The organism is Anaerostipes sp. PC18, assembly GCF_039789045.1.
Classification (GTDB): domain Bacteria; phylum Bacillota; class Clostridia; order Lachnospirales; family Lachnospiraceae; genus Anaerostipes; species Anaerostipes hominis.
In genome coordinates this window covers 1,153,469-1,177,958 of sequence record NZ_CP121164.1, presented here as the reverse complement: position 1 = coordinate 1,177,958, position 24,490 = coordinate 1,153,469, and the positions used below count along the sequence as shown (strand labels likewise).

Below are 24,490 nucleotides of genomic sequence, written 5' to 3'. Positions count from 1 at the left end.
GAAAAAATTTTTTCCGTACAGTTCTATTCTGCCTGACCGGGCCATATACTATAATAGAATCTTTTTAGGAGGACCCTATGTCAGCAAAAACGAAAATCGTCGTATTTAAGGCGAAAGAACTAATCTACACCGGCATCTTTGTCTTGCTTGGAATCTTGCTTATCCTGCTTTTGATTTTTATGTTTGCTCCATCCAAGGAACATAAGAAAAGCACGGAGACTATGGAGTACATAGAAGGGGTATATTCCTCTCCTCTCACACTGGGAGAAAATGAGCTGGAAGTGGAAGTCACTGTTAAGGACAACAAAGTCAATCATGTTGCTTTAAAGCATTTAGATAAAAGTGTAAAAACCATGTACCCTCTGATCGAACCGGCTTTGGGTGAGATCAATAAACAGCTTCCAAAAGTAAAATCTGTGGACGACATCCAGTTTAATGATGAAAGCCAGTATACCAACACCATCTTGAAACAGTCCATCAAAAATGCCCTGAAACAGGCACAGAAATAAAATTTTTAAATTTAAGAAAAGAAAAAAAGACACAGCCGACAGAGCCTCAAAAACTCTTTTGACTGTGTCTTTTCAGTAACGGATCTCTTTCTTTTACAGTTCTTCGGCTTTAAAGGCTGTATATCCTTCATAGTAGTCATCAAAAAGAAACAACTCTGTTTGTCAGCCCTTTAAATACCGGCCCTTTTCCTGCCATTGCTGTGTTCCCTCGACAAGGTCAAATACAATGATACCCTCTTCCCCCGCTTCTGATGCCTCATTAGGGTCCTCCCCGGAACCCAGGCGGATCTCTTCGATCTGGACAGCTGCCGCAAAAAGACCGTTGCAGTCAAGCAGCTGAGCCTCTTTTCCTGTCTCATGCTGCCCTTTTACGAAGGATACAGACATCAGAAACCGGCCGTTTTCTTTATAGATTCCCTCCACATAGGACAGGCTTTCTGCCTCTTCGTGAAGCCGGAAGACTCTCACTTTCCCTTCTTCGTATTCTCTGGTTGTATGAACTTTGAATCTGTCTAAAAATCCCATCTCAGTCCCCTGTCTTTTTTAAGTTGATTATAATACAACCAGGAAAAAACTCAACGTCCGATTTGATTTATTTCAAGAAATTCTTCAAACTCTTCCATATTGCCTCCCAACTCCTGAATCAGCGGGATTATAAATGCAAGCCCTGTCTTTCTTCCATGCAGAGCTTCTGAGATCCTCGGATAGGCGATCCCCATTTTCTCCGCAAGCTTCCTCTGTGTCAATTCCTGACGGATCATCTCAATCTTTACCCATTTTTCAAATTCCTTATACGACTTTATCATTAGCCTCTCCTTTCCCTCATCCGACTGTAAGAAACTTACATAAATTATATCTCTATACGTAGAGATAGTCAAGAAAACGGTACAATTTTCCACAGTATTTTCGTTACAACTTCGTTTACACTAAATTTCATCTATGCTACAATAGACGAGTAAATTTGTTACACGCCAGAGAGGGAAAATACATGAAGTTTGCAGAAAATTTAAATGAATATCTGGACAGCCATGATATTTCCAACTATCGTATTTATAAAGACACAGGTCTGTCTGACAGTCTGATCGGATACTGGAGAAAAGGCCAAAAGCAGCCAACTCTGGAGAATCTGGTCATTCTCTGTGATTATCTGAACGTTTCTATTGATTACCTTGTCGGCAACATCTCTACCAAAGAAGAAAAACTGCTCCACTACTACCGCTGCCTGTCCCCGGAAAAGAAGGACGAAATAGATACCTACATGAATAATTCTGCCATTGACACATAGAATGAAGTGTGGTAGATTATCATTATTAATAATCCAAATGCTTTGATGAGGAATAGTAGGATATAGAAGGCATTCAGAGAGCCGCTGGCTGGTGAAAAGCGGCTGCCCGGTATATGTGAACTCGCCTCTGAGCAGCATGCTGAACAGCTAGTAGGCATCGCCGGTTCCAACCGTTATATTGGGAAGATATCAGTTGTTTCAACTCGTATCGGTAGTGAGTGCACGCAGTTATGGCGTGAATTAGAGTGGTACCACGGAGTGTCTATGACCCTTCGTCTCTATCCAGAAATGGACGGAGACGAAGGTTTTTTTTCGCCGTATCGCACGAGTACAGTCTTATTTTTATTCTCAATAATGAAAGGAGATTTAATATCTATGAATTCAGAAAAATATAAACGCCAATACTTTATGCCTCCAAAAGAGTGTCTTGACTGGGCCAGAAAAGAGTACATAACAAAAGCTCCGGACTGGTGCAGCGTGGATCTTAGGGATGGAAACCAGGCACTGATCATCCCGATGAGCCTGGATGAAAAAGTAGAGTTTTTCAAATACCTGGTAAAGGTCGGATTCAAAGAGATCGAGGTAGGATTCCCCGCCGCATCCGAGACAGAATATACTTTCCTGCGCACCCTGATCGAACAGGACCTGATCCCTGATGACGTCACGATCCAGGTGCTGACACAGGCCCGGGAACATATTATCAAACGCACCTTTGAAGCTTTAAAAGGAGCGAAGCGTGCGATCGTTCACGTATATAATTCTACTTCTCTTGCCCAGAGGGAACAGGTTTTCAAAAAATCCAAGGAAGAGATTTTAAAAATTGCCACAGACGGCGCCAAACTCCTGAAAAAGCTGGCAGACGAGACAGAAGGGAACTTCCAGTTCGAATACTCTCCGGAGAGTTTCACCGGAACCGAAGTAGAATATGCATTGGAAGTGTGCAATGCGGTCCTGGATATCTGGAAGCCGTCTCCGGACTGGAAGGTTATCATAAATCTTCCGGTCACCGTTCAGCTTTCCATGCCGCACGTATACGCCAGCCAGATTGAATATATGAGCAAACACATAAAATACCGTGACAGTGTAGTACTGTCCATTCACCCTCACAATGACCGCGGATGCGGTGTGGCGGATACGGAACTTGCCCTCCTGGCAGGAGCGGACCGGGTGGAGGGAACGCTGTTTGGAAATGGTGAGAGGACCGGAAATGTCGATATTGTAACCGTCGCTCTCAATATGTACTCTCACGGCGTGGACCCTAACCTGGACTTTTCCAACCTTCCTGAGCTTACAAAAAATTATGAGTGCCTGACCCGCATGAATGTCTATGAGCGCCAGCCCTATTCCGGAAAACTGGTATTCGCAGCATTCTCAGGCTCTCATCAGGACGCCATCGCCAAAGGAATGCACTGGATCGACGACCACCATCCGGATTACTGGTCTGTTCCTTATCTTCCGATCGACCCGAAAGATATCGGCAGGGAATACGAAAGCGATGTGATCCGCATCAACAGCCAGTCAGGAAAAGGCGGTATCGGCTATGTGCTGGAAGAAAACTTTGGTTTCCATATCCCGGGCAAGATGAGGGAGGACGTGGGCTATACGGTCAAAGACGTATCCGACAAGCAGCACAGGGAACTGGTTCCGAAAGATATTCTGGATGTATTTAAGACAGTGTATGTAAACATATCATCCCCTATCGCTTTAAAAGAATGTCACTTTATCCAGAAAGACGGGGGTATTGAGGCCGAAATCTCACTTGAAAAATCCGGTGTGGATAAACTTTACCACGGCAGGGGAAATGGACGTCTGGATGCAGTGAGCAACGCGCTTCAGCGTCACAGTGATCTGGATTACTCTATTGTCAGCTACCAGGAACACGCACTAAACGTAGGTTCTAATTCAAAGGCTTGCTCTTATGTAGCCATTCAGCAGCCAAACGGCACTGTGGTATGGGGTGCGGGAATTCATGAGGATATCATTACGGCTTCTGTTCTCGCATTGATCAGCGCTGTAAACAGAATACAATAAGATGTCTGTAAAATAAATATTGAGCCGCGGGCAAACACCCGCGGCTCTTTTTCACTTCTTTTCATTGGCCACAATGATTCATTGTTTTAAAGTTTCTTTTTATCTGTCACCGTATATTCGGTGCCTGTGTCTTGTGTCTCTGCCATGCCGCCTGACAGGTCATTAAGCTTCTTCTCAATCTGTCCGCATCTGGCTTCCGGTACCAAGTACTCCAAAGTTACTTTTTCTGTGTAATCCGTTTTTATGATTGGAATGTCTTCGGTCTCAAGGAAATACTGGATCTTTCCTGCAGCTGAATAATCACACCCGGTCCTGAACCTGCGCCCAAGACCCATGGTCACGATCCCTGCGTCCTCCACGGCTTCCTGGGCAGCCTTCGTATATGCCCTCACGAGTCCCCCGGTTCCGAGCAGTGTACCTCCAAAATACCGGGTTACAACTATGACAATATTCAGAAGCTGATTGCCGGTAATCACTTCGAGAATCGGTTTTCCCGCCGTGCCGCTGGGCTCACCGTCGTCATTGGCTCTCTCAAGAGGTCTCTCAATGCCTGCACAAAATGCACTGCAGTGATGCCTGGCGTCCCTGTATCTGCGCTTTTCATCCTCTATCACTGCCAGAGCCTCTTCCTCCGAGGAAACCGGCACGGCGATCCCGATGAACCTTGACTTTTTTTCTATCACCAAAGACTGTCCTGTTTTCTGGATCGTATCATAGTATTCCTTCAATTTTCTCCTCCAACTCCATCACCGCATCCAAACTCTCAAAAAAAGAAATCGGTGTCACTTCATATTTGATCAGCAGCCGAATGACATGTTCTGCTTCCTGCCTGTTCAAAAAGGCCTCTCTTACCTCTTCTGTCTCAAGCACATCCGGCTCCCCGGTCGTTCTCTCCAGCGCAGCGCCGTAGCTTCCTCTGGCAGAATCATTCAGCATATAATAGGATACTACAAATTCGCCCCCATTTCCATCTTTCAAATAATTCGTTCCTAATTTCTCCTTCTTCATCTTTTGTTCCTCCTCATTTGTAAAAAAATCTATAACTCTCCTTAAACGTGATTTCAATAAGATACCCTTCATACGGGTGTGTTATTTACTTGTTATTTCTTATTTGTTATAATGCTAAACATAGGAGGGCTTACATGAACTTTAACAAGCAAAAAACAAAGCAAAAAAAGGATATCCTTTCTTCACCGAAATTACGGCGCAGTTCACACCTTACGCTTTTTTTCTATAAATATGCACTGGTTGTCATCATCGCACTGATCGTCACGGCCGCTGGTCTGTCCATAGGTTTCATCCGCGGAATTTTAAACAATACCCCGAATGTTTCTTTGGACTCGATCCACTCCAAAGGTTTTATCACGATGATTTACGATAAAGACGGCAATGTGACAAGAAAGTTATCTACCAGTGATTCAAACCGTGTCTATGTATCACTGGACAAGATCCCGGCAAATCTTCAAAATGCTTTTATCTCCATAGAGGATGTGCGGTTTTATAATCACAACGGTATCGACATGCGGGGCATTGCCAGATCCTTCTTCCTGGGCCTCAAAGAAAAGTCTCTGGACCAGGGCGGGAGTACCATCACTCAGCAGCTTGTAAAAAACAATATCCTCGGAATACAGCCTGAAAAAACTACGATCGAACGCATAGAGCGCAAGATCAAAGAACAGTCCCTGGCTCTGGAATTAGAAAAAATCACTTCGAAACAAAAGATCCTGGAAGAATATTTAAATGCGATCAATCTGGGGGAAGGCACATTAGGAGTGCAGACTGCATCCCAAAAATATTTTAATAAAGATGTATCAGATTTGACTTTATCAGAGTGCACCGTACTGGCCGGCATCACAAAGAACCCAACAAGGATGAACCCGATCACACACCCTAACAGCAATGCTGCCCGGAGAATGACGATTCTGAAAATCATGCTGGAAGAACATTATATCACAAAAAGTGAATATTCGGAAGCGGTGAATGATAATGTTTATGAAAGAATCCAAAAGATCAATGCAAGGCAGCAGAAAAACTATACTGCCAACTCTTATTTCGATGATGCACTGATCCTTCAGGTGGTCCGTGATCTGAAAGAAAAACTTGGATATGATGAGACAAAAGCCTACAATGCCATTTACAGCGGAGGTTTAAAGATATATTCTACTCAGGACTCCAAGATCCAGAGGATCGCAGATAAAGTGACCAATGACCCGGATAATTATCCGGCGGGTACAAAAGTGGCTCTGTCTTATTCACTGACAGGCACAGACAAAAATGGTAAGGAAGTCAGTTATTCGGAGAACGATGTGCTGAGTTATATGAAAAAGCATAAGCTTGGCACCAGTCTCATATTCGCAGATAAATCATCTGCCGAGAATATGGCCCGTAAATTCACCAAATCCTTAAAAAAGAACGGGGTCAGCGTGATCAACGAGCAGGTTTCCACAGTGATCCAGCCCCAGATTTCCATGACCATCATAGACCAGCGCACCGGACAGGTGGAAGCCCTTGTGGGCGGCCGCGGAGTCAAATCCGAAAACCTGTCTTTAAACCGCGCTACCGGTACAACAAGACAGCCCGGATCGACGTTCAAAGTACTTTCCACATTTCTTCCGGCGCTGGATACGAAAAATATGACATTAGCTACTGTTTACGATGATGCGCCGTATGAATATCTCGATACGGGGCGCCCGGTCCGCAATTATTACAAAGGCTACCGCGGTTTTTCCACAATACGGGAAGCAGTCACCAATTCTATGAATATTGTGTCTGCCAAAACCATGGCTGATGTAACACCTGAAGTCGCCTATGAGTATTTACAGAAGCTTGGCTTTACCACCTTAGTTGATAATAAAACTACGGCAGACGGCAAAACCTTTTCCGATGTCAACCAGTCCATGGCCCTGGGCGGCCTGACTTACGGAGTGACCAACCTGGAGCTCACCGGTGCTTTTTCTGCCGTGGCCAACGGAGGCACATACCACCGGCCTTCTTTATACACGAAAGTTGTGGATCAGTCCGGAAAAGTACTCTTAAACTCATCTTCTTCCGGCACCCTCGTTATGAAGGAATCGACTGCTTTCCTTCTCACCGACGCCATGAAGGATGTCATCAAGAAAGGAACCGGTAAACCCGCCGCACTTTCCTCAGGAATGCCTGCAGCAGGAAAGACCGGTACTACGACCAGCGATTACGACTACTGGTTCTCCGGATATACCCCATATCACACTGCCTCTGTGTGGATGGGATATGACAGGAATACATCATTTTCTTCTGGCAGCCAGCACGAAAAAATTTGGAAACTTGTCATGGACCAGATTGTAAAAGAGAAAAACGAACCGATCAAAGAGTTTTCAAAACCAAACAGTATTGTCAAAGCCCGGATATGCACAAAGTCAGGAAAACTGGCTGTCAAAGGCACATGTGATCATGATCCCAGAGGCAGTATGATAAAGACAGAGTACTTTGCCCTGGGAACCAAGCCCACCAAACCCTGTGACATCCATGTGGCCATAGAAATATGCAAAAAATCCGGATATCCGGCCAACAGTGCCTGTCCGGAAGGCCAGCTTCTGCGGAAAATCTATCTCACAAGGCCAAAGGGCAGCAAGGGAATCACAGACGATACACAATATCAGATCCCAGACCTGTATGTAAAATATATGTGCGGCCTGCATACTCCGGAATAATTAAGTTACCGAACCAATCCCTGATCCAAACAAAGATAAGAGCGTTTCTGACAGCAGAATCTGCAGTCAGGAACGCTCTTTTATATATATAAAAAGCAATCCCGCAGCAATGGCGGCACCACTTAGTATCGAGTTACCTGCCATACGGCTATTTTTTTATCTTTGGCTGGAAAATCAGGGACGCCAGATAGGAGAAGATCAGAGCTGCGGATGTTCCCACGGCTGCAGCTGTAAATCCGCCTTCAAACAGTCCGAGGAATCCGTGCTGGTCGATGGCTTCTTTCATTCCTTTCCACAGAGTAAAGCCAAATCCCGAGAGGGGTACCGTTGCACCGCAGCCAGCAAAATCAGCTATTTTTTCATAGATTCCAAGTGCTCCGAGCACTGCTCCTGAAATAACCAGTATAACCATGATCCTTCCCGGCTGGAGCTTGGTATTGTCCATTAAAATTTGTACAAGAATACAGATAACGCCTCCGACAATAAATGCTTTTACATATTCCATCTATACTTCCTCTCTTTCCAACAAAACTCCGTGCGCAATACCCGGCACTGTCTCACCTTCATTGAAGCTCGTCTTTGATAGCAAAGCTCCAGTAGGTACAAACAAGACTCTGTTCCATCCGCCGTTTATCATCTTTCTTGTGATCATAGAGGACAGGACTACGGCACTGCACGCACATCCCGATCCCCCTGCGTGGGTATCCTGAGTCTCATCCTGATAAACTTCGATACCGCAGTCTCCGTGTACTTTAGAAATATCATAACCATTGTCCTTCAGAAGTTTAATGAGAATTTCTTTTCCCACCTCTCCCAGATCGCCGGTATAGATCGCATCGTAGTCATCCGGTGTCATGGCAAAATCATTAAAGTGCTGATAAATGACTTCTGCAGCCGCAGGCGCCATGCAGGCTCCCATGTTCATCGAATCTTTCACGCCGTAATCTACGATTTTACCGGTTGTGATGCCCCGGACTTTGATCGGACTTTTTTCTTTGGAGATTACGAATCCCCCGGCTCCGGTCACGGTCCATGTGGAGGACAGAGGCCTCTGGCTCCCGTATTCCAATGGGAAACGGAACTGCTTTTCCGCACTTCCGATATGACTGGAGGCAAGGGCCAATGCATAGTCTGCATATCCCGCTGCCACCGTCATAGACGCAAGAGATATGGATTCTCCTGCGGTAGAACATGCTCCGTACAGGCCAAAGAGAGGGAGCTCCAGGTCCTTGATCCCGAAGGATGTCGCCATGATCTGCTCCAAGAGATCTCCGGCAAATGCATAGCGTACCTGATTTTTTGTGATCTCTGCTTTTTGTATCGCAAGCAGGGCTGCCTGCCGCATGAATCTTCCTTCTGCCAGCTCCCATGTCTCCTCGCCGAACAGCGGATCGTCGATGATCTGGTCAAATGCCTGTCCGAGAGGCCCTTCTCCTTCTTTTTCCCCAACTACGGAGGACCAGCCTTTGAGATAAGGCGGATGTTCGAATTCCAGACTCTGCTTTCCCTTCATAACTTTCATCACATAACCCCCAATCGGACTAATATCATATAAATAACTCCCAAAATAAAGGAGGATAAGATTCCGTACAGTATGACCGGACCGGCGATGGTAAAGATTTTAACTCCGATCCCGAACACCTGCCCCTCTTTTTGATACTCGATAGCCGGAGAGGCTACAGAATTTGCAAATCCAGTGATCGGAACCAGTCCTCCCGCTCCTCCGAATTTTGTGATCTTTGAATACAGATTAAATCCTGTGAGAAGTACGCTTAAAAGTACAAGGGTTACTGTGACAGCCAGGAGAGCATCTTTCTCTCCCAGATGCAGCCAGTGCATCACTGCCTGTTTGATCCCTTCTCCGATCGTACAGATCGCTCCTCCCACAAAAAATGCACGGACACAGTTCATAAGACAGCTGCTTGCCGGCGTTATCTGTTCTACATATTCGTTATATTGATCTTTTGTCGGTTCATTGTGCATGACAGAATAAGCTCCTTTCGTTTGTGTAAGTATTTATGTCACAAGTAATAAGTTTATACGGATGAGCTTTTTTGCTCATCCGTTTCTGCGGCAGTCGCCGCAGAAAACCCTGGTTAAAATTTATATTCCGGCAGTATTCGCATGGAGATTGTTCTCTTATCTAAATATATTATTATCTGCACTTTCTGTGGCTCGTTGCTAACGCAAAAATTGCATCCAGCAGCCTGCTATTTTACCCAGGGCTATGGAATAGATGACGAATGGTATTCCGTCCCTCAGTTTCATTCTTCTTGAGAAGACCGGCAGGCTTTTGAGCATTTCGGCCAGTGCTCCAATGAGGCAGCCAGTGAAGATTCCTCCGAACAGTCCAAATAAGATCAGCAGCGGATATCCCAGCGGTATGTGCCACCGGTAGATAAAAACTGCTGTTCCCAGGACTCCGCCCAGGGTAATGCATGTTTCATACAACATGGCATGTGATATCGTTTTGGAAAGGCCTGCGAGTCTAGGCACAACTCCAATCATGCTTAAGAATGCCAGGAAGCTTCCCGCGATGAGTGCTCCTGCAGACAAGCCGTATATCACAAGGAGTAAGTTACGAAGAAACATCCTGCTCCTCCTTTTTCCGTCCGGCGTCGATCATCAGCGTGTCATTTACATCCCGCTCGTAAAGTCTCATCTGGACTTCAAACGGGGTCGGATCATCGGTAAGCTTGATTTTTCCCGCATGATTAAAGAAGATTACGATTCCTATCGCAAGTCCCGCTGTATAGGCCAGATGAAGAATAGTAGGTCCTTTTGGCGGCGTTCCCATGACCAGCTGATATACGGTTGCAAACAAATCGTCAATAGCCACATCCGTGTTATAGCTCATGATCGAGAAACTGGCTCCGAAAAATGCGACCAGGCATACACCTGCAATCTTTAAGTAGTGGGCCCATTTCTTTTCCTTTGTCACTTCTTTTAAATATACGATAAAATCTTCCGGGCCCATATTGACCACTTCTGCAGTTTTGTCGATTTCTTTGATCACTTCCACTGCTTTTAAGATGGAAATAATCTCCCGTTCGTTTCCGCGCTTTTTAAAATGAAAAAGCTTTGCTTCCTTCACTTTTTGTTCCATATCTTTGTCGGTACAGTAAATCGACGCTACATCTTTTATCTTTACATCCGGATTATGAATACATACACTGTCTTCCGCTTTGATATATACGGTCATGATGTTCCATCCTTTCCAATACTAACGTCCCGTCTTTTCTCTGCTCCTGATTCGTGTCACAGAAAAGAATCACCGATAAGACTGCAAGAACAATGATCAATGCGATCACCATCCACTGTTTTCTTTGCTTCATAAATATCACCTCTTCATTTTTATGAGATAAATTAGTTGTAGTATCTGTCTTTTTTTCAATTTCATTCATGGATTCTGTTCTTGCAGGAAAGGTATCCAGATGGTATCATTTAAGAAGCACATGTTTCATAAGGAAAGGAAGGATTGTATGGAAGAAAACGGTCTGACTTTATATAAATTGATGATTTTATTTTTAATAAAAAAAGTGGATTTTCCGCTGAGCAACTCACAGATCTCGGAGTTTATCCTGGACAAAGGGTATACGACCTATTTTAAACTCCAGCAGGCTTTTCACGAACTGGAAGACGAAGACATGCTGCGGACAGAACTGGTCAGAAATGCAAGCCACTATTTTCTGACAGAAGAGGGTAAAGAAGCTATTGATATGTTTGAATACCAGCTCTCCGAGCCTATACGGAATGACATTCTCACATTTTTGGCGACCAAAGAATACCAGCTGAGAGAGGAAACCAATCTGGAAGCCGACTATTTCCCTGCAAAACGCGATGAATATACCGTAAGGCTCAGGATCAAAGAAAAAGACAGCATGCTGCTGGAAGTCAACTTAAACGTAGTATCCAGAGAACAGGCCATCTATATCTGCGATCATTGGAAGTCCAATCACTCGGATATTTATGCTTATCTGATCAATCGTCTGCTTTTTCAGGACCAGAGCAGTGAGGCAGAAAAGAAGACCGATTCGTAAACAGAACCGGTCTTTTTTATATTCCATTAATATTAAACATGATTTTCCTGTTCCGGAAGAAGCACTTCTTCAATAAAGTCCCATATTTCATCTCTTCCCTGTTTTGAGAGGGAAGAAAACGGAAAGACCGGCGTCTCCTTATTCAGTCCAAGTTCCTGCCGGATCTCCTTTATATGCTTGGGAAGCTGGCTCCGTTTGAGCTTGTCGCTCTTTGTGGCAATAATGACCGGATAATAGCCGTTATGTACGATCCAGTCATACATCATCACATCATTCTTTGACGGTTTGTGCCGGATATCAATGAGAAGGAACACCAGCTTCAGCTGCTTTGACGTGTGAAGGTATCGTTCAATCATCGCACCCCACTGCTCTTTCACCGACTCCGTGACCTTGGCATATCCATATCCGGGCAGATCTACATAGTACAGCTCTCCATTGATATTATAATAATTAATGGTCTGGGTTTTTCCCGGCTGAGCGGAAACCCTTGCATATGATTTCCGGTTCATCAATGCGTTGATGAGAGAGGACTTGCCCACATTGGACTTGCCTGCAAATGCTACTTCCGGGAACTGATTGTCCGGAAGTTTGCTGGTGATCCCGCAGACTGTTTCCAGATTGACTGATTTAATGATCATGGTATTCTCCTTATCTTATGAGTAATTGTGCCATGTAAACTGCAAATATGACAAGCATGAAAAGGCCGCCGCCCCTGGCAAGCTTCCGGTCTTTTGAAGACAGAAGCCATAAAAGCGCTGCCGACAAAATTGCTGCCAGAGCATCCGGGATAAAGCTTGTATCAAACGGAACCGGATGAATGACCGCCACGGTCCCTACGACAAACAAGATATTAAAGATATTGCTTCCCACAATATTTCCCACTGCAATGTCTGCTTTTCCTTTAAATGCCGCGGTAACTGAGGTGACCAGCTCCGGCAGGGAAGTGCCGAACGCCACAACCGTCAGACCGATGATCCGGTCAGAGACATTCAGGGCCTTCGCAATCGAAGTAGCCGCATCTACTGTCACATCACTTCCGAGTACGATGGCAATCAGTCCGCCGATCGTAAAAACAAGCATTTTCAGCAAGGACGCATTCACTTCTTCTATCTCCTCTTCGATGCCTTCTTTTTTTGTCAGCCGAAACAGATATACAAAAAAACCGATAAACAGCACCCATAGTATCACTCCGTCCAGGCGTGAAAGGCTGCCTCCGGCGGTTCCCATAGCTGTGAGGACTACAGTGATAACAACTACAAAGGGCATTTCCACCTTTACAGTTCCCTCTTTGATGGCAACTGCACTGACAACCGCGGTGAGCCCGAGAATCAGCAGTATATTCATAATATTGCTTCCAAGAATGTTTCCGACGGTGATTCCCACATTTCCTTTAAATGCTGCCGAAATACTCACTGCCGCCTCAGGAGCGCTGGTCCCGCAGGCGACGATCGTAAGCCCGATCACGATCTGTGGAATCCCAAACTTCGCAGCAATCATAGACGCCCCTTCTACAAAATAATCCGCGCCCTTCATCAGCAAAATAAAGCCCGCCGCTAAAAAGGCTATGTGTGGCAATAAATTCATAAGTGATCCTCTTTTCTCAAAAAAATAAATGCTGTATTAAAATTTTACATCCTAGGATGATCAAAATCAATCCTCCCATAATCTCCGCTTTTTCTTTCAGTTTGTCCCCGAACCTGCTTCCGATGGCAACTCCTGCCAGTGATATGGCAAATGTAACACTCCCTATGATCGTCACAGCTTCTAAAAGATTGACGCTCAGAAACGAAAATGTGACTCCCACCGCCAGGGCATCGATGCTGGTCGCGATCGCCAAAATAAGCAGCTCCCGGAAAGAAAATCCGCAGTCCTGGGTTTCCTCATCATCATCGAAAATCCCTTCTTTTACCATATTGAAGCCGATCATCACCAGAAGAAAAAATGCGATCCAATGGTCAATCTGCATGATCTTTCCCGCAAACTGCTTACCCGCCAGATAGCCGGCCACAGGCATCAGAGCCTGGAATCCTCCGAAAAACAAGGCGATCCAAAACATTTCATTTTTCCGGATCTTTCCCATATTGAGTCCTTTTCCTATCGCGACAGCGAACGCATCCATGGAAAGGCCCACACCTATCATCACTACTTCAATTATGTTCATCGTTTAACCTCATTATGTACGTTATCACGTCAGATGTACCAGAGGCCCAACGCCTCCGGTCCATTTTCCGCACTTGATACTCATTCTAAATTACCTGCATTTATTTGTCAACGGACACATGGTGTATCTGCTGCGTATATTTCGTAATCGGCAGAATCTGATAGCCCTCTTTTTTCAAAGTCTTGATCAGAGAGTCCAAACTTTTTACCGTGTTTTCTGCCTCCGCCAGGTCATGCATCAGTACAATGCTGACCTTTTGTTTTTTTACATCTGCTAAAATATTCTGGTTCAGCCTTTCAGGACTCAGGTTAAAATTCACTGCATCTCCGCTTAACGCATTCCAGTCAAAGTATAAAAGCCCTTCTTTGTTGATATACTGAATATAAGGTTTGATATCTCCGGCACAGGAATTACTGCTTCCACCCGGAAAACGGTATATGGTGGGCTTTACATCTGTTATCTCATACAGCATCTCCTGCAGCTTCTTGATGTCCTTTCCGAAGGCTTCTACGGAAGAATAAATCTGGTCATAGTTATGGCTGTAAGAATGCATTGCCAGGGTATGTCCTTCAAGTACGATCCTTTGATACTGCTTCCTGGCCTTCTCCGTCTTCTTTCCCACTACGAAGAACGTCGCTTTCACCTTGTTCTTTTTCAGAATATCCAGGATCTCATCAGTATTTTCAGACGGCCCGTCATCAAATGTCAGATATACCTTTTTATTTGTAATCTTGCTACCGGCCATCAGTCCGCCTTCTCCTTCTTTCTGGCTCGCTATAAAAAGTCCGTCAGAATGATCCGCCGCATACCGCAGGATGAAACCGATAAAAAATAATGCGCACACAACTGCAAAATAGGTTTTTCGTTTCATAAACTCGCTCCCTCGCTTTCAAATATAGGATGTGAGGAAGCAAAAAAACTATGCTGGCATTTTATAGATAATTAAAAAAATCCTGCAGACGTGTTTGAGGTGTGAGATGTCCCCAATTCCGTCCGCGGGATTTTTATTTTAATATTTAAACTTCAAAGATCAGATCTCCGTAGCTTGGCATCGGCCAGTCTTCTTTCGCCACAAGCATTTCAAGCTTATCCGCCGGTTCACGGACAGCATTCATGCATCCGAACACTACATCGTGATAGAAACGTGCCTGTTCGTTTACTTCTCCGATGGACTGTGCTTTGACAGTTTCACTATCCAGAATACCGATTGCCGTGTATAATTTCTTCAGATTCTCTGTGATTTCGCCGAGCAGGGATTCCTGTACACCCGTATCCATTCCTGTAGCCTTTAAAACAGCGACTGAATCGGCCAGCGTCTTCTGATATTTCATCACAGCAGGAACGATCTGTTTTTTAGCAATATCCAGCGTTGCCAACGCTTCGATATTGATCGTCTGAGCATACTGTTCAAACAGGATTTCTACACGGGATTCCAGCTCTGCCTTCGTAAATACACCGAACTTTTCAAACATCTTGACTGATTTTTCCGTGATCAAAGCCGGAATTGCCTCAACCATGGACCTGATGTTCGGAAGGCCTCTTCTCTCTGCTTCCTTTACCCACGCTTCAGAGTATCCGTCTCCGTTAAATATGACTCTCTGATGATCTGTAAGCATCTTTTTCGTCAGCTCATGGGCTTCCATCATCACATCCTGCAGATCTCCGTCTACCTTCTCCAATTCATCGCAGACCTCTGAGAGTGCATCTGCAACGATAGTATTCAGCACCACATTCGGGTCAGAGATAGACTGGGTAGAGCCAACCATGCGGAACTCAAATTTGTTTCCGGTAAACGCAAACGGGGATGTCCTGTTACGGTCCGTGGCATCTTTTTCAAAGTCCGGAAGGGTATGTACGCCTGATGCGAGCTTATCCCCGTGTTTGGATCTGGTAGCCTCTCCTCTTGTGACCAGCTGTTTTACCACGTCCTCAAGCTGCTCTCCGAGGAAGATAGAAATGATGGCAGGAGGTGCCTCATTGGCTCCCAGGCGGTGGTCATTTCCAGGTGTAGATGCGGCCATACGGAGCAGATCTGCATGCTCATCTACAGCCTTGATAATGGCTGACAGAATCAGAAGGAACTGCTGATTGTCATGCGGGGTATCGCCCGGTTCCAAAAGATTCTTTCCTGTATTTGTCACGATGGACCAGTTATTATGTTTCCCGGAACCGTTGATTCCCTGGAACGGCTTTTCGTGGAGAAGGCATTTCAATCCCTGGCGTTCTGCCACACGCCGCATCGTTTCCATCAGAAGCTGATTGTGGTCCGTCGCTATATTATTGCTTGCATAGATCGGCGCCAGTTCGTGCTGGGCAGGAGCCACCTCATTGTGCTGGGTCTTTGCTGTGATGCCCAGTTTCCAGCTCTCCTCATTGAGCTCTTTCATGAACTTTCCGATCCTCTCACGGATGATTCCGAAATAGTGGTCATCCATCTCCTGTCCTTTCGGAGGCATTGCCCCGAACAATGTCCGTCCTGTAAAGATCAGGTCTTTTCTCTGCAGATATTTTTCTTTGTCTACAAGGAAGTATTCCTGTTCCGGTCCCACAGAGGTATTGACATTTTTTACATTCTTCTTTCCAAGCAGGTGTAAAAGCCTTGTAGCCTGGATATCCAGCGCCTGCATAGATCTCAAAAGAGGAGTCTTTTTGTCCAGCGCTTCTCCGGTATAGGAACAAAATGCCGTAGGGATACAGAGAATCGTAGAATCCGGTGTCTCTTTAATAAAAGCAGGTGAAGTACAGTCCCACGCAGTGTATCCTCTGGCCTCAAATGTTGCCCTCAGTCCTCCTGACGGGAAGGAAGAAGCATCCGGCTCACCCTTAATCAGCTCCTTTCCGGAAAATTCCAGGAGCACTTTTCCGTTTTCCGTCGGAGCGATAAAAGCATCGTGCTTCTCCGCCGTCACACCGGTCATCGGCTGGAACCAGTGGGTGAAGTGGGTTGCACCTTTTTCAAGAGCCCATTCCTTCATCTCGTTGGCAACTACGTCTGCGATGGCAGGGTTTAATTCTGTTCCCTCTTCGATCGTCTTCTTAAGGTCTTTGTAAACTGCCTTCGGAAGCCTCTCCCGCATAACACTGTCGTTAAACACGTTACATCCGAACATTTCTGACACACTTCTTTTTTCGCTCATAAGATATTTCTTCCTTTCCTGATTTGGACTTCAAATTATAAGAATTTAACCTGCCGGAAACCTGTGACAGATTAAAAAAATAGACGCCAAACAATCCTCGAATCGTTTGACGCCTTTGTCATTACTTCGCTAGGTATAAGATACAATGATTCTTTCTAAAAATCAAGTACTTTTTTGTATTTTGTCAAATACAAAGCCGCCAGCTATTGTGTTATCTGATAAATGCCGCTCTCGTCTTCTTCGTAGGAAATCTTGATCTTATCCCCGGCATTCCATCTGATCGCACCTTCATTTTTTGAAAATTCTTCTTTATAGACATTGCCTTCCTTGTCGGTGATATACACGTAAGTATTGCCTTCGATCGGTATAAAATCAACCTTTTTGATCGTGATCTCCTTTGTCTTCATTGACTCTGCCGTGGCAGCTTCTTTGGCAGAGATAATCCCCTGCTCCTTTAGAAGTCTCTTATATTCCTTCTGGACTCCATTTTGAGTGGGAGAAGTTGCCACAATGTTATACTTTCTTACATTGACCATGGCAAACATCTTCACAAGCCCGCCTTTATCCTTCAGAATCATGACATACGTCGGCTCTCCGTTTACATTGATCAGAGCCGGAAATGCCGCAGAATACCTGAGGTTCTGTACCTGCCCCTCGGCCGCTTTCATGGCCGACTGCTCATTGGCTCCGGAAACCGTGTAGTATTTGGATTCGGAAGTTCTCATGTTCATAAGAACAAATGCGATATTAGACTGATCTCCATTTACGGATGTGACACCGGTATAAGCCCAGATGTCTCCGTCTATGGCCCTGTATCCGTAGTCGTCAGTTGCGATCTTACAGCCCTTCTTGCCGAATACACTGTTAATATAGCCGTTGGAGAGGAGTCCTTTCCAATTATATTTTTGGAGGAGCAGCCTGCCGTCATATACATGATCCACCCATCTCGGAATATTTTTTGCGTCATAGTATGTGCTCTTCCCGGTGACCGGATCACTGATCACGGCTCCTTTGACATCTTTAGCCCCGAAAAATCCTGCGTTTGCCTTCAGCACCGGACAGATATAATAGGGATTTCCTTTATTGTCGATCTCAAAATAGTAGCCCTGGAAAATTGCTGTGGGATACTGGAATCTCAGATGTCTTTGAAGGTTCCTGGAAAAGTATGCGGATGTAGAATACTGCATCGGCTTTTTGAGCTTTACATACTTTGCCTCATTGCTGATAGGATCTACCTGTACATAACCCGGAATCCCTGCTTTGCGGTTTGTCATATACCGGATGAAGCTGGCGTAATTAAGAGGTGCCACTTTCATCGGCTGCCCGTTATAATCAATCTGGGTGTAGTCGTCACTGACCTCATACTGGCTGACCACATCGGACAGAGAGCCAATGGCGCGGTCGCCGATGATCCTTGCCCCTTCCGTGTCCATCAGGGCGATATCTGTGATCTTTTCCGTCTCTTTCATGTCTGTCTCAAATTTCTTATTTTCTATCTTCAGCCTGCCTGCATATTTTTTAGAGGATACCAGCTGGCTTGAAAGAATCATCCCTCCAAGAAAACCGACAATTACAAGGACCAGCAGAGCAGAAAACAGCGAAAACAGTTTCGTCTTCTGTCCCATCCCCCTCAATGCGGCCCACGCCGTCAGCACTCCTAAAACTGCGATCAGAACCATCCATATGCCGGTCTCCTGAAAATTAATTGCAGGCAGCGCCACATAATAGTACAGTCCCACTAAAATCAATGCAATGAGGATTCCCACTGCCGCCGTTTTCTTTTTCATCTTACCGACTTTAAAATTTTTGACCCGGTTCAGATCGTTCATATCAAACCGAAATATCATCTAAGTCACCTTCTAATCTTGTATTTCACAGTGTTTCTGCGATACCTAGATGTTATCATATTTCACATAAAATTGGTATAAAAATTTATTTTCTGCGCTGTTTGCCCTCCGGGTCTATATAAAAGTTTTTGGTCAGGATCATCTTGGAGACCGGCACAAAGGTATATCCCTCGGACTTTAACCGTCTTATGATTACCGGAAGGGCCTGTTTCGTGTAGACAGTTCCAGTGTGCATCAGGATGATTGCACCGTTTTCCAGCTTTTTGTTATCGCAGACACGGTCAATGATGTCCTGCCTGGAAATGTCCTTCCAGTCCAGGCTGTCCTGTGACCATACAGATTAAAAAAATTTCAAACCTTCCATATAATATCCATTTTATCTTTATAAACAAGTATCTTCTTAATATAATTTTGGGCAATCTGTTTCTTTCCTTCAAAGTCCAATTCAGAAAAAACAATCGGTTTTATTCTATCCCTTTTTTGTACATGTCCCTCCAAGTTACCCATAATTTGCTTCTTTTCAGAATCCAATTTTTCGATTTCCTTATTCAAATATTTCATTGTAATATTTGTAGCCTCTGAGATCGCCTGGATCAGCCGGTCAATCTTTTCTTCGATTTCTGCCAGCCGTATCTTTTTATCATTATCCATTGTCTGATCTGTCATCTCAATTTGTTCAACCTTGGTTTCTTCTATCGCTTTATTTAATTCTTCAGCAACCAGTTCTTCCAGATCCTCCACCAGCAAATCAAATTTTTTCACATCGCAACAGTGCAGATTTGAATGTCCTGAACACATCAAGTATTTCATTATCTTGTTTTCTTTATTTTTGTAGGTGGTAATCCTTAGTGCATATCCACACTGACCACATTTGATCAAGCCTGTAAGCCATGTATGTTTCCCTGCTCCAGAGTTTTTTATCTGTGCATTATGATCCAATTTTCGATTACAGGCAAGCCATAAAGAACTATCAATTGTTCCAGGTATGTTTAGTAGAGACACTGTCTGTCTTGGTGCTTTTGTGTTAATCCTATTACCATTTGATATGTATTGTTTTTTCCCTACCACATGAGCTGCTTTTGTTCCATCCCATTCCTCTACCGGATTGCTAAAACTATATCCCTTTTCCTTTAGATACATATATACCAGGATATCTGCTTTAACATAAACTGGATTTCGGAAAAGTCTTGATAAAGAAATATTATTCCAAACAATATCCTTGTTTGTTTTTAAGTTTTGTTGAGTTCTTTTCTTTGCTAACTTTCCTAAAGACATCCCTTCTTTCTCATATTCTTGAAAGTTGTCGATCATAATTTCCAAGTCACTATCTGGATTCAATGTTGACATTCTATATCCTTCGTTGATTATTTCTGCATTCTTAAAACCGAATGGAGCCGGTCCTCCCGGCCAAACACCATTTTTTATTCTTTCATAGTAATTGTCTGTGCATCGCTCTGAAATAGTTTCTCTCTCCAACTGTGCAAAGACCATAATAATGTAGAGCATCGCTCTGCCCATCGGTGTTGTTGTATCAAACTTTTCATTCATTGAAATGAACTCTACACCAAATTCCTGTAGGATGTTCCATGTTTCTGAAAAATCTAAAATAGACCGACTGAATCGGTCCATTTTATAAACAATAACTCTTTTAATTATCCCACTCCTGATTTCTGTCAGCATTCTTTGAAAATCAGGACGTTTCATGTTCTTTCCGCTGAATCCCTTATCTCTGAATATTTTATATCCATCTGGTGATGTCGATTCTCTCTTACAGAAATTAATCTGAGTTTCTATTGAAATACTATCCTTTTTGTCAATGGACTGTCTTGCATAAATCGCATCCATACGTTATCACTCCATCACTTTATTTTTAGAGATAATCTGGAATTACTTTTCATGTGATAAATTTGTCTCACGGAACTCAGATAAGCTTGTTGTAATTTTTGGTTTCTTTCTTCCTTGGTCTTGTACTTAGGGAAAACATTATGAACTTTTAACGGCATATTGGTCATTGTACTTCCCTCCTTTTTGTTTCTCTTCTATGTATATCATCAAACACAATGGTTTATGCTCACTGATATAAATAAAAAGTAAATGTTATCTCTGACAAGTCTGGTAAGGACTTCATATCTCACATTTCTGTGGATTTCCCCATTCTTATGGGTGAACTGCACTCTATCCGTCGTCTGCTCTTACACAGATCGCCGCTCCTTTCCCGGCAGGGAAAGCAACTATGCAGAAGTATCATTATCCTCAACTCTTCACCACTCCTGGCTAGGTCTTCGCATCAGAATTACCATTTCTGATTTACATCTATTTTTTATCGCTGCTATCTCTCGACAGGTCACGGCGAAAATAAATGTCCGCTCGCTTCGTTGGGGTTTGTACCAGATACAACTATTCAATTGCCAACGTACAAAAACAATATAATCCAAAAAAGTGTACTTTTATAAATTGCGGTAAATGTATTGATTTTCTGGTGATTTTAGTGTATTATATATATAAATAACAAGTCCGAAAAAGTACGCATTTTCGGACTCATGTTTTTATTACGACTGGGGAGGAGTAAGTATGAAAAAAATTAGAATTATCGTTACATTAGTTTTATTAGGTATTGGATCTTCCATTCTGCTTCAACAAAATCCAACAGAAGCTTCACCTAAAGCTAAAGCTACTAAAGTCAAGGCACGGTATAAACACACAAAAAAAGGTAAATATTATTTGGTACTCACTGGTTATACAAAGAAAAACAAAAAAGTCTGGTCACATAAATCCAGCACATATATACCTGCACAGGTAGATTCAGTTACATATAAGAGAAAAGGAAAATATGTATATCTTTTCGACAGAAGAAAACTAAAAGTTTTTAAGTTATCCTCCGGCAAAAAAATACGCCAGACAAAAATCAAAATTGCTGGCGGACATTCCTTTGCTTTTGATTCCAAATATAATTTATATCTTACTGGATATTTTTACGACGATGTTTATAAATTAGACAAAAAAGGACGTACCAAATGGCATACCAATATAAAATATCTTGGTTTCGGTGATGCCTATGGCACAACTTATAAAAAGGGCATTTTAACCATTTATTATGAATCCAGCCCAAACGGCGGTGACCTGGATTTAGATAAACATTATTATGTTAAATTTGATGCCAAAACCGGAAAAGTATTATCTTATCGCAAATAGTTAAGAAGACCAACTTATATTAGGTAAGTTGGTCTTCTTAGTGTATTCTCTAATTTCTTAACTCTCTTGCTTTATCATAAAAAGTCGATTTTGGCATATTACATAGCTTTGCTGCTTCTTTTATGCTAACTTCCTTTCTAGTCCACATAGAAACTACTTGATTGAAATTATCTGGCAAAGATCTCTCTGGTCTTCCAAACCTTACTCCTCGTGCTTTCGCTGCCGCAATACCTTCTGCCTGTCGTTGCTTTATATTTTCCCGTTCTGTCTGCGCCACATAAGATAAAATCTGCAATACAATATCCGCTATAAAAGTCCCCATTAGGTTTTTTTCTCTTCTTGTATCCAGAAGCGGCATATCTAACACTACGATATCTGCTCTTTTGACCTTTGTGATGATACGCCATTGTTCTATTATTTCCTCATAATTTCTCCCCAGACGATCAATTGACTTTACAAACAAAATAGCGTTTTCATTTAATCTCCGTAGCAGTTTTTTGTATTCCTTTCGATCAAAATTTTTTCCAGAAGACTTCTCTATGTAGATTTCACTCTTTAAAATTCCTACATCCATCAATGCTATCACTTGTCTTGCTTCATTTTGATCCTGGCTGGATACCCTAACATATCCATATTTCTTTTGTCCCTTCTTCATTCCTTACCTCCATAGAATAGTTAAAACGTTACCATTCTATTTTGAAAGAATTATTCATGAAATCCTACTATTTCAAAGTCTTTGCTTTCATCAATTTCAAAAGAAAAACAACTTATGTTCCAGTGGAACATAAGTTGTTTTAGGGTTCTAGCTCCATATCTTCTAGGTCCATATTCCGTTTTTTCATAAGATCCGGCGGCTGTTTCTGCAGAACATCTTTTTTTTGTGTCAGAAAATGCCCGGCCTTTACCTTATCCTTCTCTTCTCCTGGTTTTGTCTTCAACGATTCCAAGTCCAGCTCACTCTCTGTTTCTTTAGAATTCTCTATCACAACTTCTGTTTCAAGTGTTGCCGCAACATTTATATTTAGGGAATTAGTAAACTCTATATAGACAGCTTCGAGCTTTTTGAAATCACAGCACCGTTTCTTTAAAGCTTCAGGCACATTATTTTGAATCATCTTATGTATAATTTGAACGCTTTATGATAAATTATTTCGCGATTTGCATTGCACCAACTAATTTGATTTTTTAACAGATTTTTATAATCTTTTTCAGCTTTTGTCTCTTCCGATAAAGCTTCTATGTTTATCTCATATAGAATTTCTGCATCTGCCGGTACCATATTATTTAAATTAATTGCACCTAATTCTCCCTGCATAATTTTAATAAAGTCAATTTGATTTTTCATCTTTTGATGTTTTACTTTTGGAGAAGTTAAAGGCGCATAATAATTCACTTGCCCTATTGAGAGAACAATTCCGACAAACGGACGATTTTCTTTTTCGTTTTTTATATAAGGTACTTTTTTATCAACTTCTCTTAGATACTCATTATATGTAGGATCCATTCGATAAAGTTTTAGTCGTTTCATACATTTCCTCCATGAAAAATAGGACTGGTTTATTGACCAGCCCTATATTTTTCATTCCCACTTACTGGTAGGGTACACCGCTTTTTAGAATATTTCATACTACTTATGAAAAACTCTTTTTGTATATTTATTTTATCATAAATATTATTAATGTCAATAGCTCTATTCCTAACACTATATAATAAGATTCTCCACATAATAATACAATTTTTTGTACCTGCAATCTATGGTTCTAAATCTATTGCAGGTTCTTTCTGAGCACCGGATAGTTCTGCCGGTTCCCACTGCTTTTCCAGTAATTCTTTCTCTAGCTTATCCAAATCATAATCTCTTTCATTAAAATTATGAAATTGATTTGGCTTTGAGGATGGTTTATTATAATTAGTTCTTTGTGGAGCAAATGCTTTCCCTTGGTTCTGTTCCTTGATAGGATAAATACTCTTCCCTCCATTCACAACTGTTTGATTTAACATTTCTGCTTGTCGATGGATATCCGGATCTAAAAAGGCTACATGTGCTAATGTTGCGCTTATTTGTGATTTCATCAATGGGTGTCCGCTTTCTTCCCGGTATAGCACATAATTTTTCATAGCCTCATTCAATTCAGAATTTTCATGATATTGAACTTCTTTGGGTTCTGATGGTTCTGTTTCTTTCTATGGCTCTCCTTCTTTCTGCGGCTCCACTGCCTGTTTTTCTGTTGCTTGCTGGTCCACATCCACAAGTTCCTGCGCTTTGTCTATGGTCTGGTCAGTTATGATTTTTTCTTGAACTTCCGGTTCTTTGATCGTTTCACTGACTTCTTCTGTCACCTCCTCTAGACTTTCGGGCTCTTTCTGTGCCTCCTGTTCTGAAATTTTCTCCTTGATAACCTCCTCTGAACGCTATGTAAGCATTTCTGAAATTTTTGGACTTATTGATGTCTTCAATGCAACTTATGTTCCACTGGAACATAAGTCGCTTAACCCCAGTGTTTATGCGATATTCAGCACTTCCTTGCTGGATACCCTAATGTACCCATATTTCTTTTGTTCCTTATTCATTTCTTTCCTCCATAAAACAGTTAAAACG

Annotated in this window: 29 protein-coding genes and 1 other annotated feature; of the genes, 6 read left to right on the top strand and 23 right to left on the bottom strand. The window is 42.9% G+C overall.

Annotation, left to right across the window (positions count from 1 at the left end):
• Positions 1-77 precede the first annotated feature (77 nt).
• Complete coding sequence (locus tag P8F77_RS06455) at positions 78-509, top strand: hypothetical protein (protein WP_024728045.1); 432 nt, start codon at positions 78-80, stop codon at positions 507-509.
• A gap of 162 nt (positions 510-671) precedes the next feature.
• Here the strand turns inward: P8F77_RS06455 and P8F77_RS06450 are convergent, their stop codons facing one another.
• On the bottom strand, positions 672-1,034 hold the full coding sequence (locus tag P8F77_RS06450) for a hypothetical protein (protein ID WP_024728046.1): 363 nt from the start codon (positions 1,032-1,034) through the stop codon (positions 672-674).
• Positions 1,035-1,084: 50 nt separating this feature from the next.
• Positions 1,085-1,315: a helix-turn-helix transcriptional regulator gene (locus P8F77_RS06445; RefSeq protein WP_024728047.1), complete on the bottom strand. Its 231-nt coding sequence runs from the start codon at positions 1,313-1,315 to the stop codon at positions 1,085-1,087.
• Positions 1,316-1,497: 182 nt separating this feature from the next.
• Here P8F77_RS06445 and P8F77_RS06440 point away from each other — a divergent pair, with 182 nt between their 5' ends.
• Positions 1,498-1,794, top strand: a complete 297-nt coding sequence (locus tag P8F77_RS06440) for a helix-turn-helix transcriptional regulator (RefSeq protein ID WP_024728048.1) — start codon at positions 1,498-1,500, stop codon at positions 1,792-1,794.
• A 33-nt stretch (positions 1,795-1,827) separates the two neighbouring features.
• Positions 1,828-2,077: a binding site (T-box leader), on the top strand.
• Positions 2,078-2,169: 92 nt separating this feature from the next.
• The gene (locus P8F77_RS06435; protein WP_024728049.1) at positions 2,170-3,825 is read left to right on the top strand and encodes a 2-isopropylmalate synthase; all 1,656 of its coding nucleotides are present in this window, start codon (positions 2,170-2,172) and stop codon (positions 3,823-3,825) included.
• Positions 3,826-3,911: 86 nt separating this feature from the next.
• Here P8F77_RS06435 and P8F77_RS06430 read toward each other — a convergent pair whose 3' ends face one another.
• Both P8F77_RS06430 and P8F77_RS06425 read right to left on the bottom strand, forming a co-directional pair.
• The gene (locus P8F77_RS06430) at positions 3,912-4,553 is read right to left on the bottom strand and encodes a YigZ family protein (RefSeq protein WP_024728050.1); all 642 of its coding nucleotides are present in this window, start codon (positions 4,551-4,553) and stop codon (positions 3,912-3,914) included.
• Positions 4,537-4,833: a DUF6514 family protein gene (locus tag P8F77_RS06425; RefSeq protein ID WP_024728051.1), complete on the bottom strand. Its 297-nt coding sequence runs from the start codon at positions 4,831-4,833 to the stop codon at positions 4,537-4,539. Before P8F77_RS06425 ends, P8F77_RS06430 begins: the two co-directional genes overlap by 17 nt.
• 134 nt (positions 4,834-4,967) lie before the next feature.
• Between P8F77_RS06425 and P8F77_RS06420 the strand changes: the two genes are divergently transcribed.
• Positions 4,968-7,514, top strand: a complete 2,547-nt coding sequence (locus tag P8F77_RS06420; RefSeq protein WP_287519489.1) for a transglycosylase domain-containing protein — start codon at positions 4,968-4,970, stop codon at positions 7,512-7,514.
• 148 nt (positions 7,515-7,662) lie between these two features.
• On the opposite strand, the gene spoVAE is transcribed toward P8F77_RS06420, so the two are convergent.
• From spoVAE to P8F77_RS06390, 6 genes are all read right to left on the bottom strand, one after another.
• A complete protein-coding gene (spoVAE, locus tag P8F77_RS06415; RefSeq protein WP_024728053.1) occupies positions 7,663-8,019 on the bottom strand; it encodes a stage V sporulation protein AE in 357 nt (118 codons plus the stop codon).
• Complete coding sequence (gene spoVAD / locus P8F77_RS06410) at positions 8,020-9,036, bottom strand: stage V sporulation protein AD (protein WP_024728054.1); 1,017 nt, start codon at positions 9,034-9,036, stop codon at positions 8,020-8,022.
• Entirely contained in the window at positions 9,036-9,497 is a 462-nt protein-coding gene (gene spoVAC / locus P8F77_RS06405; protein ID WP_287519492.1) for a stage V sporulation protein AC, read from the bottom strand. The genes spoVAD and spoVAC overlap by 1 nt, the downstream gene beginning before the upstream one ends.
• 198 nt (positions 9,498-9,695) lie before the next feature.
• Positions 9,696-10,106 (bottom strand): stage V sporulation protein AB, encoded by a 411-nt coding sequence (locus P8F77_RS06400; protein ID WP_024728056.1) that lies wholly within the window; start codon positions 10,104-10,106, stop codon positions 9,696-9,698.
• The gene (locus tag P8F77_RS06395) at positions 10,093-10,716 is read right to left on the bottom strand and encodes a stage V sporulation protein AA (protein WP_024728057.1); all 624 of its coding nucleotides are present in this window, start codon (positions 10,714-10,716) and stop codon (positions 10,093-10,095) included. The genes P8F77_RS06400 and P8F77_RS06395 overlap by 14 nt, the downstream gene beginning before the upstream one ends.
• The gene (locus P8F77_RS06390; RefSeq protein WP_287519494.1) at positions 10,673-10,849 is read right to left on the bottom strand and encodes a hypothetical protein; all 177 of its coding nucleotides are present in this window, start codon (positions 10,847-10,849) and stop codon (positions 10,673-10,675) included. The genes P8F77_RS06395 and P8F77_RS06390 overlap by 44 nt, the downstream gene beginning before the upstream one ends.
• Before the next feature lie 147 nt (positions 10,850-10,996).
• On the opposite strand from P8F77_RS06390, the gene P8F77_RS06385 reads away from it, so the two are divergent.
• On the top strand, positions 10,997-11,554 hold the full coding sequence (locus P8F77_RS06385) for a DUF4364 family protein (protein WP_148459832.1): 558 nt from the start codon (positions 10,997-10,999) through the stop codon (positions 11,552-11,554).
• 32 nt (positions 11,555-11,586) lie between these two features.
• On the opposite strand, the gene yihA is transcribed toward P8F77_RS06385, so the two are convergent.
• From yihA to P8F77_RS06345, 8 genes are all read right to left on the bottom strand, one after another.
• A complete protein-coding gene (yihA, locus tag P8F77_RS06380; RefSeq protein WP_287519496.1) occupies positions 11,587-12,192 on the bottom strand; it encodes a ribosome biogenesis GTP-binding protein YihA/YsxC in 606 nt (201 codons plus the stop codon).
• 10 nt (positions 12,193-12,202) lie between these two features.
• Positions 12,203-13,138 (bottom strand): calcium/sodium antiporter, encoded by a 936-nt coding sequence (locus tag P8F77_RS06375; protein WP_270432136.1) that lies wholly within the window; start codon positions 13,136-13,138, stop codon positions 12,203-12,205.
• Positions 13,139-13,154: 16 nt separating this feature from the next.
• Positions 13,155-13,715, bottom strand: a complete 561-nt coding sequence (locus P8F77_RS06370) for a manganese efflux pump MntP family protein (RefSeq protein WP_287519499.1) — start codon at positions 13,713-13,715, stop codon at positions 13,155-13,157.
• Positions 13,716-13,815: 100 nt separating this feature from the next.
• Positions 13,816-14,586 (bottom strand): polysaccharide deacetylase family protein, encoded by a 771-nt coding sequence (locus tag P8F77_RS06365; RefSeq protein WP_156340610.1) that lies wholly within the window; start codon positions 14,584-14,586, stop codon positions 13,816-13,818.
• A 145-nt stretch (positions 14,587-14,731) separates the two neighbouring features.
• Positions 14,732-16,852 (bottom strand): glutamine synthetase III, encoded by a 2,121-nt coding sequence (locus P8F77_RS06360; RefSeq protein WP_024728059.1) that lies wholly within the window; start codon positions 16,850-16,852, stop codon positions 14,732-14,734.
• Positions 16,853-17,055: 203 nt separating this feature from the next.
• Complete coding sequence (locus P8F77_RS06355; RefSeq protein ID WP_034549632.1) at positions 17,056-18,699, bottom strand: hypothetical protein; 1,644 nt, start codon at positions 18,697-18,699, stop codon at positions 17,056-17,058.
• Positions 18,700-18,784: 85 nt separating this feature from the next.
• Positions 18,785-18,934 carry a hypothetical protein gene (locus P8F77_RS06350; RefSeq protein WP_347256415.1) on the bottom strand — a complete coding sequence of 50 codons (150 nt, stop codon included), beginning with the start codon at positions 18,932-18,934 and terminating at the stop codon, positions 18,785-18,787.
• A 116-nt stretch (positions 18,935-19,050) separates the two neighbouring features.
• Positions 19,051-20,544: a recombinase family protein gene (locus tag P8F77_RS06345; protein WP_287519502.1), complete on the bottom strand. Its 1,494-nt coding sequence runs from the start codon at positions 20,542-20,544 to the stop codon at positions 19,051-19,053.
• A gap of 726 nt (positions 20,545-21,270) precedes the next feature.
• Between P8F77_RS06345 and P8F77_RS06340 the strand changes: the two genes are divergently transcribed.
• Positions 21,271-21,891, top strand: coding sequence for a hypothetical protein (locus tag P8F77_RS06340; RefSeq protein ID WP_129701575.1), 621 nt, complete (start codon positions 21,271-21,273; stop codon positions 21,889-21,891).
• Between the two features lie 49 nt (positions 21,892-21,940).
• Here P8F77_RS06340 and P8F77_RS06335 read toward each other — a convergent pair whose 3' ends face one another.
• From P8F77_RS06335 to P8F77_RS06315, 5 genes are all read right to left on the bottom strand, one after another.
• Complete coding sequence (locus tag P8F77_RS06335; protein WP_129701573.1) at positions 21,941-22,546, bottom strand: recombinase family protein; 606 nt, start codon at positions 22,544-22,546, stop codon at positions 21,941-21,943.
• 139 nt (positions 22,547-22,685) lie between these two features.
• Positions 22,686-23,006 carry a hypothetical protein gene (locus P8F77_RS06330; RefSeq protein WP_347256414.1) on the bottom strand — a complete coding sequence of 107 codons (321 nt, stop codon included), beginning with the start codon at positions 23,004-23,006 and terminating at the stop codon, positions 22,686-22,688.
• Entirely contained in the window at positions 23,003-23,419 is a 417-nt protein-coding gene (locus P8F77_RS06325) for a type III toxin-antitoxin system ToxN/AbiQ family toxin (protein WP_287519506.1), read from the bottom strand. Before P8F77_RS06325 ends, P8F77_RS06330 begins: the two co-directional genes overlap by 4 nt.
• Positions 23,420-23,643: 224 nt before the next feature.
• Entirely contained in the window at positions 23,644-23,964 is a 321-nt protein-coding gene (locus P8F77_RS06320; RefSeq protein WP_347256413.1) for a hypothetical protein, read from the bottom strand.
• 111 nt (positions 23,965-24,075) lie between these two features.
• Positions 24,076-24,231 carry a hypothetical protein gene (locus tag P8F77_RS06315; protein WP_165353855.1) on the bottom strand — a complete coding sequence of 52 codons (156 nt, stop codon included), beginning with the start codon at positions 24,229-24,231 and terminating at the stop codon, positions 24,076-24,078.
• Positions 24,232-24,490 lie beyond the last annotated feature (259 nt).

Bases quoted from the DNA above. Each gene is read 5' to 3' on its own strand.
- P8F77_RS06455 (WP_024728045.1), top strand. From the start codon at position 78: ATGTCAGCAAAAACGAAAATCGTCGTATTTAAGGCGAAAGAACTAATC.
- P8F77_RS06450 (WP_024728046.1), bottom strand. From the start codon at position 1,034: ATGGGATTTTTAGACAGATTCAAAGTTCATACAACCAGAGAATACGAA.
- P8F77_RS06445 (WP_024728047.1), bottom strand. From the start codon at position 1,315: ATGATAAAGTCGTATAAGGAATTTGAAAAATGGGTAAAGATTGAGATG.
- P8F77_RS06440 (WP_024728048.1), top strand. From the start codon at position 1,498: ATGAAGTTTGCAGAAAATTTAAATGAATATCTGGACAGCCATGATATT.
- P8F77_RS06435 (WP_024728049.1), top strand. From the start codon at position 2,170: ATGAATTCAGAAAAATATAAACGCCAATACTTTATGCCTCCAAAAGAG.
- P8F77_RS06425 (WP_024728051.1), bottom strand. From the start codon at position 4,833: ATGAAGAAGGAGAAATTAGGAACGAATTATTTGAAAGATGGAAATGGG.
- P8F77_RS06420 (WP_287519489.1), top strand. From the start codon at position 4,968: ATGAACTTTAACAAGCAAAAAACAAAGCAAAAAAAGGATATCCTTTCT.
- spoVAE (WP_024728053.1), bottom strand. From the start codon at position 8,019: ATGGAATATGTAAAAGCATTTATTGTCGGAGGCGTTATCTGTATTCTT.
- spoVAD (WP_024728054.1), bottom strand. From the start codon at position 9,036: ATGAAAGTTATGAAGGGAAAGCAGAGTCTGGAATTCGAACATCCGCCT.
- spoVAC (WP_287519492.1), bottom strand. From the start codon at position 9,497: ATGCACAATGAACCGACAAAAGATCAATATAACGAATATGTAGAACAG.
- P8F77_RS06400 (WP_024728056.1), bottom strand. From the start codon at position 10,106: ATGTTTCTTCGTAACTTACTCCTTGTGATATACGGCTTGTCTGCAGGA.
- P8F77_RS06395 (WP_024728057.1), bottom strand. From the start codon at position 10,716: ATGACCGTATATATCAAAGCGGAAGACAGTGTATGTATTCATAATCCG.
- P8F77_RS06390 (WP_287519494.1), bottom strand. From the start codon at position 10,849: ATGAAGCAAAGAAAACAGTGGATGGTGATCGCATTGATCATTGTTCTT.
- P8F77_RS06385 (WP_148459832.1), top strand. From the start codon at position 10,997: ATGGAAGAAAACGGTCTGACTTTATATAAATTGATGATTTTATTTTTA.
- yihA (WP_287519496.1), bottom strand. From the start codon at position 12,192: ATGATCATTAAATCAGTCAATCTGGAAACAGTCTGCGGGATCACCAGC.
- P8F77_RS06375 (WP_270432136.1), bottom strand. From the start codon at position 13,138: ATGAATTTATTGCCACACATAGCCTTTTTAGCGGCGGGCTTTATTTTG.
- P8F77_RS06370 (WP_287519499.1), bottom strand. From the start codon at position 13,715: ATGAACATAATTGAAGTAGTGATGATAGGTGTGGGCCTTTCCATGGAT.
- P8F77_RS06365 (WP_156340610.1), bottom strand. From the start codon at position 14,586: ATGAAACGAAAAACCTATTTTGCAGTTGTGTGCGCATTATTTTTTATC.
- P8F77_RS06360 (WP_024728059.1), bottom strand. From the start codon at position 16,852: ATGAGCGAAAAAAGAAGTGTGTCAGAAATGTTCGGATGTAACGTGTTT.
- P8F77_RS06355 (WP_034549632.1), bottom strand. From the start codon at position 18,699: ATGATATTTCGGTTTGATATGAACGATCTGAACCGGGTCAAAAATTTT.
- P8F77_RS06350 (WP_347256415.1), bottom strand. From the start codon at position 18,934: ATGCACACTGGAACTGTCTACACGAAACAGGCCCTTCCGGTAATCATA.
- P8F77_RS06345 (WP_287519502.1), bottom strand. From the start codon at position 20,544: ATGGATGCGATTTATGCAAGACAGTCCATTGACAAAAAGGATAGTATT.
- P8F77_RS06340 (WP_129701575.1), top strand. From the start codon at position 21,271: ATGAAAAAAATTAGAATTATCGTTACATTAGTTTTATTAGGTATTGGA.
- P8F77_RS06335 (WP_129701573.1), bottom strand. From the start codon at position 22,546: ATGAAGAAGGGACAAAAGAAATATGGATATGTTAGGGTATCCAGCCAG.
- P8F77_RS06330 (WP_347256414.1), bottom strand. From the start codon at position 23,006: ATGATTCAAAATAATGTGCCTGAAGCTTTAAAGAAACGGTGCTGTGAT.
- P8F77_RS06325 (WP_287519506.1), bottom strand. From the start codon at position 23,419: ATGAAACGACTAAAACTTTATCGAATGGATCCTACATATAATGAGTAT.
- P8F77_RS06320 (WP_347256413.1), bottom strand. From the start codon at position 23,964: ATGAAATCACAAATAAGCGCAACATTAGCACATGTAGCCTTTTTAGAT.